Origin of the sequence: Rheinheimera sediminis (genome assembly GCF_004005375.1) — a bacterium.
In the GTDB taxonomy this organism is placed as follows: Bacteria; Pseudomonadota; Gammaproteobacteria; order Enterobacterales; family Alteromonadaceae; genus Pararheinheimera.
This window is the reverse complement of record NZ_RZUF01000048.1, coordinates 1-12,572: the sequence shown is the minus strand read 5'-3', so window position 1 is coordinate 12,572 and position 12,572 is coordinate 1. Positions and strand designations below refer to the sequence as shown.

11 protein-coding genes and 1 pseudogene are annotated in these 12,572 nt (G+C 47.1%); 5 read left to right on the top strand and 7 right to left on the bottom strand.

Annotation, left to right across the window (positions count from 1 at the left end; translation table 11 throughout):
- Positions 1-52 precede the first annotated feature (52 nt).
- From EMM73_RS19320 to EMM73_RS20585, 3 genes and pseudogenes are all read right to left on the bottom strand, one after another.
- Positions 53-3,187 (bottom strand): family 78 glycoside hydrolase catalytic domain, encoded by a 3,135-nt coding sequence (locus EMM73_RS19320; RefSeq protein ID WP_186435301.1) that lies wholly within the window; start codon positions 3,185-3,187, stop codon positions 53-55.
- 114 nt (positions 3,188-3,301) lie between these two features.
- Positions 3,302-3,706, bottom strand: a pseudogene (locus tag EMM73_RS20615) (glycoside hydrolase family 78 protein); the annotation flags it as partial.
- 607 nt (positions 3,707-4,313) lie between these two features.
- Positions 4,314-4,472: a cytochrome c peroxidase gene (locus EMM73_RS20585; protein WP_409994319.1), complete on the bottom strand. Its 159-nt coding sequence runs from the start codon at positions 4,470-4,472 to the stop codon at positions 4,314-4,316.
- Between the two features lie 352 nt (positions 4,473-4,824).
- Between EMM73_RS20585 and EMM73_RS19315 the strand changes: the two genes are divergently transcribed.
- Positions 4,825-5,466 (top strand): peroxiredoxin, encoded by a 642-nt coding sequence (locus EMM73_RS19315; RefSeq protein ID WP_127688401.1) that lies wholly within the window; start codon positions 4,825-4,827, stop codon positions 5,464-5,466.
- A 380-nt stretch (positions 5,467-5,846) separates the two neighbouring features.
- Here EMM73_RS19315 and EMM73_RS20245 read toward each other — a convergent pair whose 3' ends face one another.
- The 4 genes from EMM73_RS20245 to EMM73_RS19295 all read right to left on the bottom strand — a co-directional run bounded on the left by EMM73_RS20245 (position 5,847) and on the right by EMM73_RS19295 (position 8,783).
- A complete protein-coding gene (locus EMM73_RS20245; protein WP_222422711.1) occupies positions 5,847-6,032 on the bottom strand; it encodes a hypothetical protein in 186 nt (61 codons plus the stop codon).
- Positions 6,033-6,179: 147 nt separating this feature from the next.
- Positions 6,180-7,313, bottom strand: coding sequence for a hypothetical protein (locus tag EMM73_RS19305; RefSeq protein ID WP_127688400.1), 1,134 nt, complete (start codon positions 7,311-7,313; stop codon positions 6,180-6,182).
- 11 nt (positions 7,314-7,324) lie between these two features.
- Positions 7,325-8,434, bottom strand: a complete 1,110-nt coding sequence (locus EMM73_RS19300; RefSeq protein ID WP_127688399.1) for an HBL/NHE enterotoxin family protein — start codon at positions 8,432-8,434, stop codon at positions 7,325-7,327.
- Between the two features lie 151 nt (positions 8,435-8,585).
- Positions 8,586-8,783 (bottom strand): hypothetical protein, encoded by a 198-nt coding sequence (locus EMM73_RS19295; RefSeq protein WP_127688398.1) that lies wholly within the window; start codon positions 8,781-8,783, stop codon positions 8,586-8,588.
- Positions 8,784-9,548: 765 nt separating this feature from the next.
- On the opposite strand from EMM73_RS19295, the gene EMM73_RS19290 reads away from it, so the two are divergent.
- The 4 genes from EMM73_RS19290 (at position 9,549) to EMM73_RS19280 (ending at position 12,340) form a co-directional block, all read left to right on the top strand.
- On the top strand, positions 9,549-9,800 hold the full coding sequence (locus tag EMM73_RS19290; protein ID WP_127688397.1) for a helix-turn-helix domain-containing protein: 252 nt from the start codon (positions 9,549-9,551) through the stop codon (positions 9,798-9,800).
- A gap of 3 nt (positions 9,801-9,803) precedes the next feature.
- On the top strand, positions 9,804-9,941 hold the full coding sequence (locus EMM73_RS20240) for a HipA N-terminal domain-containing protein (protein ID WP_222422710.1): 138 nt from the start codon (positions 9,804-9,806) through the stop codon (positions 9,939-9,941).
- Positions 9,942-10,030: 89 nt separating this feature from the next.
- Positions 10,031-11,128 carry a HipA domain-containing protein gene (locus tag EMM73_RS19285; protein WP_222422709.1) on the top strand — a complete coding sequence of 366 codons (1,098 nt, stop codon included), beginning with the start codon at positions 10,031-10,033 and terminating at the stop codon, positions 11,126-11,128.
- 414 nt (positions 11,129-11,542) lie between these two features.
- Positions 11,543-12,340, top strand: a complete 798-nt coding sequence (locus EMM73_RS19280) for an EcsC family protein (RefSeq protein ID WP_127688396.1) — start codon at positions 11,543-11,545, stop codon at positions 12,338-12,340.
- Positions 12,341-12,572: the final 232 nt, after the last annotated feature.

The following is a 12,572-nucleotide window of genomic DNA, read 5'->3' as shown; positions in this document are numbered from 1 at the left end:
GTGGATCAGTTTTGCATTGTTGGTAACAGCTCTGCCTAATCCCTTACTTTGCTTATTTGGATCTTTTCACTTTGAATTTATAATCGCCTGAGCCTAGCTCCATAGATACTAAGCCTGAGCTATAACTCAGCTCACTGATCCCTGCAGATTGTGCCAGATGTTGGCCATTCTCCGTGATATCAGACAGTGACTCTGCTGGTAATATCAGTTCTGCAGTGCTGTTTGCCGGTACCTTAGCTTGATAAATGAAAGTTTCCGCTTCTATAGTCCAGCTACTTTTAATGGTGCCGTAGGGCGAGTCATATTCAGCTTTCACCCAGCTTATCTCCGCTTCGGGATCAAGTTCAGGTTTTAGTTTAATACGTTGAAAACCAGGAGTACCGCGCTGGATACCTGCCGAGTGGGCCATCAGCCATTGGCCTACTGCACCAAAGGAGTAATGATTGAAAGAGTTCATGCCATTATTGCCCCCAAACCCATTTTCTGCAGTATAACCATTCAGTCTTTCCCATATGGTCGTTGCACCTTGCTTGACGGGATAAAGCCAAGAGGGGTATTGATCATTGAGAAGTAAGCGATAGGCGTCATTGCTGTAGCCGTTTTCTGATAATGCTGAACTAATCCAGGCTGTGCCAATAAAACCAGTCATTAACGAGTATGCTGGTCTGATGATTCCATCGTCATCTGTACTCTCTGCTCTGACTGTTTGGGCTAACTGTTGTGCCATTATTTGTCTTAACCCGGGGGAAAATGCCCCGAGTGCCAGACCAACAGCATAAGAGGTTTGAGTGTTTGCTTCGACGGTCTTCAGCTGTCCTGACATTGCGTTAAATGGCGTGCCCTGACCAATAATTCCTACCGTACGTTTATTGTCATTCACAAAAGTTTTATTAAAATGCGCAGTGCGCTCCAGCCGTTCAGCTTTATATTTTTCTGCATCAGTGTTTTCCCCCAAAATTTTCGCTATTTCAGACATGATATCCAGTGCATAAATATGGTATGCAGATGCGAGAAAAGCTGAACCTAACTGGTTGTTACGGGGGCCGAGCCAATCACCAAGCTGAGCATCTGCTATTAAACCATTATCTTTATTGATATTTTTTCTAAGATACTTGACGTAGTTTTTCATTGCAGGGTAGTGCTCTGCTAAAAGAGCGGTGTCACCATACTGCCAGTATGCTTCCCACGGTACTGTGATGCCCGCAACCCCCCAGAGTATGCCACCAATACCGCCACCTACAGGGGCTATGTCTGCAAAACGGCCATCTGCTGATTGAGTATCTCTCATTGCCAGCATGTGACGTCGCAAAAACTGTGATGAATTGCTGACATAGGTCGCAGTACGTCCGAAAACATTCAAATCTCCTGACCATCCCATGCGCTCATTACGCTGCGGGCAATCGGTAGGGACAGATAAAAAATTGTCAATGTTTGACCAGACAATGTTCGACCATAACTGATTGACTGCGGTATGTGAGTTTTCAAACCTGGATGTTATTTTATCAATAGATGTGATCACCAGCGCCTGTACTTGCTCTGTTGCCGGAGGGCTCTCCAGACCTGTTATTTCAAGATATTGAAAGCCATGTGAAGTAAAACGTGGTTCATACGTCTGATCGCCATCTTTCATTGTATAGATATCCTGGCTTAAGGCAGAACGATAGTTTTCTGTCAGGATCATGCCAACATTAGGGCCTGAGTCAGGTTTGTCCGGGTAAAGCATTTCGGCATAACGCAAAGTGATAATGTGGCCTGCCTGACCAGCATGAAAATTGATTTTAGGTACGCCAACCAGGTTTTGTCCAAAGTCGTAAACAAAAACACCAGGCCGTACTTCGGTTCTGCTTTTGGCGGTGAGTACCTGATATCCCCGTGCCGGCTGTCCAATTTGACCAATAAGCTGCATGCTGTCGTAGTTCAGTTGCTGAGGAGTGGACATCATATTCGGCTGAACGCCGATGCTTGCAGAGCCTTCTAAGGGGACAACCTTTGCCGGAGTCCAGTTGTTGTCGTCGAAGTCTGCGCGACTCCAATTTTGGAATTCGTCTTCCAGTGTTGCATCGTAAACTTCCCCCATCAGCAAACTACCATAGCGATAGGGCCCCAGGTTGCTGAACTTCCATTCTTGCTCATTAGTCGTGATTACTTTTTCAGTGCCATCTTCATAGCTGACCATCATCATGGCCAACAAAGACTGGCGATCACCAAATCCATTCCAGGTATTCCCATAGCTGAGGAGGCCGCTCCACCATCCTTCGCCTAATATCGCACCAAAAGCATTATTGCCTTGTTTTAAAAAGCTTGTGATATCAAATGTTTGGTAAAGCTGAGTCCGGTTGTACTGAGTCAGCCCCGGATTATAGAAATCGTGACTGACTTTTTTTCCGTTGATGAAAAACTCATATATTCCGCGCGCTGTAACATACAAACGCGCTTTCGATATCTTCGCTTTACCAAGATCTGCTGTGCTGCGCAGCATAGGAGAACCTATCGTTACTGGCTTGGCCAGCACCTTGGCTCCAGCATGACCACCTTGAACTTCAAAACTATTGTCTCTGATGCTCAGGATTGGGTTTGTTCCAGTGAGATAGCTCGCAAAAATACCCGAATAGCCTGCTACAGGAGTTTCCTGAACTATGCTATTTCGGGGCTGATGGATATGACGTATTGTCAACTCGCCAAAATTTACAACTTCGTTGGCAGCTACCTCGAATCCTATCGAATTTAACATGCCATAGCTGATCGCTTCATGGTTTACTCCTGCAGGATTTAGAGTGACCTTTGCTTCATCGTCCTGGCGTGGGGAGTGGTCCTGATGGCTGTTTTTATCTGATACATAAAAATCAGATACATCGTTAAGTTTTACTGTCAGAGTGCCGTATTCATTGTGGATATGTAATCGATGTGCCTGATGTCTGTTACTTGTGTTCAGCACTTCCTGCTTGATTTTAAACTGTTTAACAGGCACTTCTGCTTGATCTTGTGGCGTGTAGCCAGAGCGATAAAAATTCAGCAGTGCATGTTCAGCTGAAGTCTTGAGCAGTGGGCTGATATCTAGTTCAACTTTAAAGTAGCTCTGGCCTTTCTGACTTTGTGTTTGGTAAATATTTTTATGTTTATTTAAAAATCGTGGGTCATCCGCAGCAAGGATGACTGCGGCTTTTTTACTGTTAGTCTGTATTTTCACCGACACATCTAAGTCGTAAAGGGACTGATAGTCGGCATAAAATGGCAGACTGGCTTCGTCGCCACCTATCCATTGAGCGCCATGCCAAGCGCTGATTTTAGGATCCAGTAAGCCGGTTTCAAACCATGAGTCAGTGGTGTAAGCAACTTCATTTTCGTCCCAAACAGTTAAGTTCCACCTGTATCTGCTTTTGGCTTTTAATGCTTCGCCCTGATACAAAACGTGGAGTGACGTCTTTGATTTGACAATGCCAGAGTTCCAGACTTCTTTTTGTAAGGGGTCTAACACTTTAATCTGATAAGCCGTCTGGAATTGCATACGCTTACTGGGGGCTGAGGCCATTTGCCAGCTAAATCTCGGTTGTACTACATCAATACCCAGCGGTGTTTGGCTGTATTCAACCTGAAGATTGTTTATGCGTTGGGTTACATCAGGAGTTGCCGCTGCACTGGTAGTATAAAAACCAATGAATACCAGAGCAAAGACTATGACCGAAAGCTTGCTGAGTACTTGTTGCATTTGTTTAACCTGTTAATCTTCATGGCAATCTGTTCAACACACTATAGCTATAACAGTTTTGTTGAAAAATAACGAACGGTTTTTGACCAGCCGGACGCCTGGAGCCTGGTCAAGTTGTCAGCTCTTGACCAGAGATGCCGCCTGTTGCTAAATGGTCAACTCTCTGAACCTGTATGTACTCTCTTAGCACTTTTATAGCATCGAAAACATTCGACACGAAGAGGTTAATATCCGGCATGCAGAACCTAAGCAGCATGAAATGCTCAATTAAGTGCTGTAGAAAGTTACTGAAATCTGTTGCAGTGGATGAGGCAAATTGGATAGGGGGCTATCAGGAGGATCAGACAAAGTAGAAGACTCGCCATCATGCAAATAGAAAGGCCAATTCAACCTTTGTTTGTATCGGCCCTGATGCTTGTTCCTGAAAATTAGCGGCTCTGCCATCCCCGAACTGAGTGGTCGCCGCCCTGCAACTTCAAGTTACTTGGGTATAGGCATCTTTTTACGCCTCGAGATCCCTAAAAAATCTGCGCATTCAGTAAGTAAATTGGTCAGCTTTTAAAGAAACTATTATTTCATTCATTAAATTAATAAAGGCCAGCATTCGTTATCCCTGGTTCAGTTTGAATATTGCAGGCGAACTAACTGGTCTAGGCCGCCATTTATATCCAACAGAAGTTTTTAGGTTATCTGTTCCGTCTAAAGGCAGGTTGTGGAGAGTGTTACAAGAGATCAAACGCAACATTGATAAACCTGGGTCAAAAATAGTTGTTTACCCGGTTCAACTTTCTCCGGTTGGGTTGTTTTTGCAGGTTGGATGACCTGAACCGGCTCATTTTTGGGCTATTGAGCCTGTAAATTGCAGCCTGTGCTGGCGATCACAAATAGAAACGTCAGCAAAGTTTTGTTCATTATGAGTCACCTCAATCTCTATTTTCCCCTCTAACTATAGATTGGTTTAATCCAAGATATTGATATAAATCAAAAAAATCTAATTTTGATTTATTCATCGATTTGTTGAATTAGATTAGTCTAATTTATTTATTTCCTTTGGTTATATGCTTATACTAAATTTGAATACTAAAGTTAGACCCAACCAAACAACTGAGGTATTCGAGATGACTGAATCAACTGTAGCTTTTCCACAATTAAATCAACCGGCTCCAGACTTTACTGCAAAGACTACGCACGGTATGAAATCGCTTGCCGACTATAAAGGTAAGTGGTTGATACTGTTTTCGCACCCTGCTGACTTCACGCCCGTCTGTACAACCGAATTTATCGGTTTTGCGACTCGGGCAGACCAATTTACCGCATTGAATTGTGATCTATTGGGCTTGTCCATTGACAGTGTGCACTCACACATTGCCTGGGCTCGTAGTATTGAGCAAAACTTTGGTGTCACAATTCCATTCCCAATCATTGCCGACCTGTCAATGGCGGTCGCAAAGTCTTACGGCATGATCCAACCGGGTGCTAGTGATACTGCGGCAGTTCGTGCGACTTTCTTCATTGACCCGAATGGCATTATGAGAGCCATGGTGTATTACCCTATGAGTAATGGCCGCAGCATTGACGAGTTCGTTCGTATGCTTGAAGCCATGCAAACCAGTGATGCAAATAAGATAGCAACCCCAGAAAACTGGCATGCGGGTGAACCAGTTATCGTTCCTCCACCGGCAACAATGGCGGATGCAGCAGTGCGGAAAGACCAAGGCCATAACTACGTGGATTGGTACTACTGTACTAAAACACTGTAAATCTGTTTGTTAATACAAAAGGGAGTGCTTTGCGCTGCCTCAGGAGTAAGAGATGAGTGATATTCATGTACAAGCATTTTGGGCAAAGACGGTAAAAGAGCCAAAAAATTCAGTGACTATTGGCGGTCGCAAGTCTGCGAGCTTCGGCCCATAACTCTGGCTCCAACTAAGCCATGACCGCCAGAAAAACCAAGCTGTCATGCTTATTGTTGAAATACTTTTGCTGCAAGCGTTGCCAGTTCCCCAGCCACTGTGCTTTGTCCCACTCTTCTGCTACTGGTGCGCGAATGCCCGCATCCAGCAGAGCCTCAACGGCTGAATCCGAATGCGCAGCGGTGCTGCTATTATGCGAATTATCAATAAGGGTGGTAATGCCCGCTTCAATGACCCCCCAAGGCTGTTAGTTGGTTATTTATGTAGATATCGGCAGGGCGATAGTATTTGGCGAACGAGAAGTGAGTGGCGTTGCTGCAGTTGTCCAGCCAGGTGGCATTGGGGTTGATGCGGCGCAGTTGCCATTCCCAGGCATGACGATGAGACTCCACCATACCCAGCATGGCAATCATGTTGCTGGCATCAATGAGCACTGTTGGGCTAGCGGGCGCCCAGCTTCTGGAAGCGCCATACTTCGCTGGAAGCGGGATATCAGTGGCGTCTGCCCTGATGCGACCCCCAACGCGTCAGGCTGACGACCGGCCGGTCCCAAATGATTATCAGAAGGCGATCTGCGTCACCTTGCCGTTGTTCATGACAAAGGCGTTCTGATTGTTGATCGAGAGGGTAAGGTTGGTGACGAAGCTGTTGGCCATCTGGTAGGCATAGCCCCAATCACTCTGGGCGTTCTGCAGGTCGGTCAGCGCCTCGTTCATCTGGCCACTGTTCGCATCCTTCGCCGCTTGCTGCAGGTCGGCGATGCTATTCGCACAATCGGTCAGGAACTCGCTCAGGATCGTCTGCAACTGAGCGATGGGGCCGGTGCTGGATGTCAGGTTGCTCATCGTGCTCTGAAAGGATGTCAATTGTGATTTCATCGACGAGATCGAGACCAGTGCCTGATTGTCCTGCGTTTGCATGGCCTGGTCGTTCTGGATCGTCTGCTGCATCGACGTGATTTCCGACTGCTGGGCAGCTTCTTCCATCTCGGCGATGGCTGTGCCAATGAAGGAACCGATGATCAGGATGCCACCGACCAGCGGGTTCCACGACATCAGTACTGGTATGCGAGTGGCGAAGCTGATGGCGGCCACGCCCGTGGCAATCATCTCTGCCGGGATCAGATAATCCAACTCGGTGATTTTGCTGTTGAGCTGGTCGATCTGGGAACTTAGCGAACTGATGTCACTCTGGACATCGGCGTAAAGGGTCGTGAGGTCCGACAGCGCGGTGCCGAGACTGGTGAATTCGGCCGCGAAGCTGGTTGCGAAACTTGTCAGCTCCTGCTGGTTCGAATTCGTTGTGGACTGCACAAGGGCAATGTGTTGCTGGCAAGCGTTGATCTGATTGTCCAGATCGTTTAACGCTGCCGTATCGTTGGGATTGACGATCAGGGCTTGGGCATCCTGGATTGCCGCGTTGATGAAGCCGGTGATACCGGCGTTGTTGATTGTATAGATCTGGGGCACCGTCTGGATCATCGGGCCAACTGCCTCAATCCACATTACGCATTGACTGCTGACCGATCCGTAATTACTGACCAGATCATCATAGGTCGTGCCATCGACTCTGCTCAGCGTCGTGTTGGCCGGAATCTGATAGGCGTTGACCGAATTGGCAAAGGCATTCATCGAGGCAAGGGAATTGCCCCAGTCGGCAAGGGTCGTGGCAAGCTGGTTATTACTGACGCTCATGGGAGGCTCCTTCATTGGAAAGATGAGACTGGGGTATGCGGCACTGTTGTGACGGCCCCGTTGTTTACGACATAGAGGGTCTGGCTATCTACGCTGACGTTCACATTCTGCTGAAGGGATTGGGCCAGCGCGAAATCCTGGTTCCAGGCCGACAGCGCGCCCTGCAGGTCGGTGATCGTCTGCGTGATCTGGCCGCCATTATCGTCCTGCGCCGCCTGTGCAAGGTCCGTGATCGATTGCTGCATCTGCGTTACGAACTGCTCCAGTACCTGCGCGATCTGCGTGAAGGGGCCGGCGGGGGCTGTCAGGGACTGTGCCAGCACCAACATTCCCTGAATGGTCCCCTGTGCCGCCAGCAAGGCGGAAACCGATTGGATATCCTGGGTCTGGTCAAGGGCTGCGGCCTGAAGTGTCGCCTGCAGGTTCTGGATGTCCTGGTTCAGCGCCGACTCCTCCATCATCGCAATGCTGGCGCCGATGAAACCGGCAATCAGCAGAATGCCGCCAGCGACCGGATTCCATGACATCAGCAGCGGAATGCGCAGAGCGAAGGCCATCAGTCCCATGCCGGTCGTGACCTCAGCCGCTGGAACCGCCACTTGCAGGGCCGCGATCTTGCTGTTCAGCGTCGAGATCTGCGCCTGAAGCGATGCGATGTCGCTTTCTACATCATTGTACAAGGTCGACACATCCTGCAGTGCTGTCTGCAATGCTCCGACATTGTTTTCTAATGTGCCCGCATATTCGGATGCGTCACCGGAAGTGGCGGATAAGATGTCCTGGATTCCCTGGATATGGCTGGTGAGCAAAGAAAGTTGCTGTTGCAAGTCTTGCTGTGCCGCCTGATCGCCGGGGTTCTGCTGAAGGGCTGCGGCGTCCGTCAGGCAACTGGTGAAGAAGGACTGAACGTCGGGGTTCAGGCTGACATAGACCTGCGGCAGTGCGTTCAGCAACGGCTCCACCCCCTCCAACCACAAATAGCAGCTCTGTGCCACCTGGCCATAGCTTTCGACGAGATTGCTATAGGTAGCGCCGCCAACCCTGCTCAGAGTTGACGCGTCCGGAAGCTGATAGGTAGTTATCGTATTTGCGAATGACGAGATAGTTGCAATCCCATTCATCCAACCTGCTAGTAGTTCGGCGTTCTGCGGCTGCGTTGCTATGATGGCTCTCCTTCATGCGTGAACGATCTCGCCAGGGCGAGTTTCGACTTTGGCGACATTGGCATATGGAATAGCATATAATCACAGTCTCAGGCAAGATCGTAAATGCTTATTTTTTATCCACTCCTAAGCCTGCCATGACAACCTTCTCAAGATAACTTTCATCAATATGGGCTTTGCGCTTTTTACGTGGCTTGCTCATCACTTTGCTGGTCTCTGCCCGAAGCATGTTTAACTCAAGATGTCTCATTGTTGCCGTATTCTCTACAGCATTTCCCACGAAAATTTGGTTATCGTCTTCATCCATACTGAGGTGAGTAGACCGCAGGAACTTCCCCTGCAACCCCTCACAGAGCGATACTTGAGCCTCTCGCGGAGAGGCATTATCGTCAAGCTTCCAAATATCAGGTTCAGATGTTTTAGATGAATTAGCAAAAAAAGACAGTGGTTATCCCAAACAACTAAAATCCTGGTAGATAGTTAATTCAAAGTGTGGACTTTCGGAGCAAAGGTTATTTTATGGAGTCAGAAAAGGGGGGTAATCAAATGAATGGTCACGCCATGCTCACCGATTGGTCACCGGACATAAAAAAACCACTTGAGTTGTCTCTAAGTGTTTGATTTATATGGCGCATCCATCAGGTTCGAACAGAAACTGTATTAGGGTTATGTTTGATCATTCTGAAACCCATATAAATAAAGGATTTAACTAATAGTCTACTGATCTTCAATCTCTGTGTCTGTTTACTCTTTACGCCGGTTAGGAGCGTCGAGCAACGATTTTTTCAGTCTCAATTTTGCAATTTTTGATACCTGTACTCTTCAGCTTTTAGGTTCACGAGGCTTGAGCTTGTTAATGCGACGCATTGAGAAGCGAAAGTCTAGTGAACTATTGAGATGGGTTGGTCATGTTTTGTAGTAAAGGGACCTAACAGCACTAAGGTGCGCACTACAAACGCGACCGTATCAAACAAAATAATTTTAACCCCTATGGCGGATACAATTGAAAATATCCTCTTTAGGGGTTAAAGTTCTTTTAACCTTTATAGGGGTTAAATTTGTAAGGTGAACTATGGGAGTAACATCACCCGCGGCGCTCGCGAATGCAATCCGTGAACAGCGTAAGTTGGGGCAAAATACACAGCGGGAAATTGCGGATCTGGTGGGGATCAAACAAACCACAGTCTCTGATTTTGAGTTGAAGCCTGAATCGACCAAACTTGAAACCTTATTCAAGATTTTAGCCGCACTGGATCTAGAGCTGCATGTCAGCAAAAGAGGTGCCGAGTTAACGGACGGTAGCAACAAAAAACGGGAGTGGTAAAGCATGCGCGCGCAGATACTGCAGGTTGCGATGAATGGCGAAGAAGTCGGAACTTTATACCGCGATGGTAACGGTGCTATGTCGTTCCAATATGCCACCTCGTGGTTGCAATACCCTGACGCACGGCCCATTTCGTTATAATTGCCACTTCGTACACAGCGCCATCGGGGCTCGGCAGTATTTAATTTCTTTCAGAACCTGTTACCTGATTCAGAGGCAATTCTTGCTGAATGCAGGCCAGGTTTCAGGTAGCGACCACTCATCCATTTGATCTGCTCGCTGCAATAGGCCGTGATTGTGTTGGCGCCATCCAGTTATATCCTGTCCAAAACCAAATTCCACCTGTGACAACAATGACAGCAACTCCACTCACAGTGACTCAAATTGAAGCATTGTTGGCTGGTTATCAAACCGCACCGCTCGGAATGACTGACCACAGTGATTTTCGAATTTCACTGGCGGGGGCGCAGGAGAAAACAGCGCTACTTTGGGCCGATGGACGGTGGCAATTGCCCGTTGGCAGTACAGCCACCAGTCATATCCTGAAACTGCCGATAGGCCGGCTGGAACATCACAATATCGACCTCAGCGAAAGCTGTGACAATGAATGGCTGTGTCTGCACATCGCCAAAGCATTTGGTTTGCATACAGCCAATGCGGAGCTTGCAACTTTTGGTGAAAAAAAAGTCTTAGTTGTCGAGCGCTTTGACAGACGCTGGTCGCAAAACGGGCAGTGGCTGATGCGTTTACCGCAGGAAGACTTTTGTCAGGCTATGGGAATAGCTCCAGCGTTAAAGTATCAGGCAGATGGCGGTCCAGGCATCGAAAATTCAATGCACTTGCTGTTAGGCTCCCGCTTGGCCAGTGCAGATCGTGAGATTTTTTTCCGGACGCAAATTTTGTTTTGGATGCTGGCGGCTATCGATGGTCATGGCAAAAACTTTAGTCTGTTTATCGAGGCTGGTTCATCCTATCGCATGACACCACTGTACGACGTGCTTTCCGCATTCCCACTGTTTGCTTCTGCTGGTATCCAGGAAAAGAAAGCCAAAATGGCGATGGCATTAGAAGGCAAAAATCGTCAGTACCATTTCTCCATGATCCAGCCACGCCATTTTGTTAGCACAGCCGAGCGAGTAGGGTTCTCCAGCCAAAAAGTAGTCGAGATGATGCGGCAAATGGCAGCACAAACAGAACACGTGATAGCAGACGTGACCGCTAGATTGCCAGCAGGTTTTCCACAGTCGATAAGTAGCGCTATTTTTTCTGGATTGAATGAGCAGGCAGATAAAATAAAAAGGGCATTCACGACGACTCAGTTCACCTGAGGTGCGTGTTATGCGCCAGAGAGTGATTAAAACCCTTTGATGGACTAACCCATTGGAAGGACAACTGATCAGTTGTAGCTGTCACCTTACCACTGACCAAAAAGCAGCTTTGTGCCAAAAGCGGAAACTCGGCGCTATGTTAAATGCCTATTAATAACTCCGTTTATTAGCACAAACCACTGAATAAATTCCCAAGTATCCAGCTTGAGTATATTCAAAAAAAACTAGCGTGCTGGCTGTATAAATTTTGCCGCACGTAAGTTTACCGATGCCAGAAAAACTTATTGAAAAAAAGGTACGTGAGCGTTAGTTTGGTATGAGTAGAATTCAGGAAAAAAGGCGTAAAAATGTTCGACTTGCGCGCAGACCCCCTTCTATTAAAAAGTTAGCCACATACCCACTAGAGAGATCCTCATGGAATTAAAATTCACAGATCAAGATAAAAAAGAGCTTCAAGTTGCAAAAAATCTTCTAGAAAATCCTGGTGTTGCCGCAAAAGTGACAAATTTCATTGGTACCCCAATTGAAAAAGGGCTCGGCTTATTACCTGATAGCTGGAACAAAAATATTGGGGAAATTACAAAGACTGCTTTGCTTAAAGCATCAGAAGCCGCAGTTTTTACTATGAAAGATATTCCTGGAGAAGAGTCATCTAATATTTGGCACAAACTTGGCGTAGCTGTTAGTGGAGGTGTTGGAGGCTTCTTCGGAATCGCAGCAATATCCATTGAGTTGCCGATATCAACTTCAATAATGCTACGATCAATAGCCGACATTGCAAGAAGCGAAGGTGAATCCATATCAGCTATAGAAACTAAACTGGCTTGTTTGGAAGTTTTTGCCCTAGGTGGCAATAGCGAATCTGATGATGGCACAGAAAGCGGATATTATGCGGTTAGAGCTGTATTAGCGAGATCCGTAGCAGAAGCGTCAGAGTTTCTTGTAGGAAAAACAATTACTGACGAAGGTGCGCCCATCTTAATTAGGTTTATTGCAAAAGTTGCTGAACGGTTTGGAATTCAAGTTACAGAGAAAGCAGCAGCTCAAGCCATACCAGCAATCGGCGCTGCTGGCGGAGCAATAATTAATACCATCTTCATTGATCATTTCCAAGATATGGCTAGAGGGCATTTCATAGTGCGGAAGCTTGAACGAAAATATGGTAAAGAATTAATTAAATCTATATATCTTGATCTTCCAAAGCTTGGCTAACAAGGTCAGGCACAGCGACGGCTTTTCCGTTGCGGCTTCGCCTTCAATACAAAGCCGCGCGTGCTGGCGGCGTTAGGTATAAATATGTCAGATTCAGAACTTACGGCAGAAGAAATCGCAGAGCACCAACTAATTACAGCGCTCCGACTTTGGCATGAAGAAGATTATTTATCTGCTCTTACGCTAGCCGGTGCCGCTGAATGCGTATTCTGATTTATCTGAACACCTATTC

Coding starts and splice junctions, on each gene's coding strand:
- EMM73_RS19280 (WP_127688396.1), top strand. CDS start 11,543: ATGGAATTAAAATTCACAGATCAAGATAAAAAAGAGCTTCAAGTTGCA.
- EMM73_RS19300 (WP_127688399.1), bottom strand. CDS start 8,434: ATGAATGGGATTGCAACTATCTCGTCATTCGCAAATACGATAACTACC.
- EMM73_RS19295 (WP_127688398.1), bottom strand. CDS start 8,783: ATGGATGAAGACGATAACCAAATTTTCGTGGGAAATGCTGTAGAGAAT.
- EMM73_RS19285 (WP_222422709.1), top strand. CDS start 10,031: ATGCAGGCCAGGTTTCAGGTAGCGACCACTCATCCATTTGATCTGCTC.
- EMM73_RS20240 (WP_222422710.1), top strand. CDS start 9,804: ATGCGCGCGCAGATACTGCAGGTTGCGATGAATGGCGAAGAAGTCGGA.
- EMM73_RS19290 (WP_127688397.1), top strand. CDS start 9,549: ATGGGAGTAACATCACCCGCGGCGCTCGCGAATGCAATCCGTGAACAG.
- EMM73_RS19315 (WP_127688401.1), top strand. CDS start 4,825: ATGACTGAATCAACTGTAGCTTTTCCACAATTAAATCAACCGGCTCCA.
- EMM73_RS19305 (WP_127688400.1), bottom strand. CDS start 7,313: ATGAGCGTCAGTAATAACCAGCTTGCCACGACCCTTGCCGACTGGGGC.
- EMM73_RS20245 (WP_222422711.1), bottom strand. CDS start 6,032: ATGATTGCCATGCTGGGTATGGTGGAGTCTCATCGTCATGCCTGGGAA.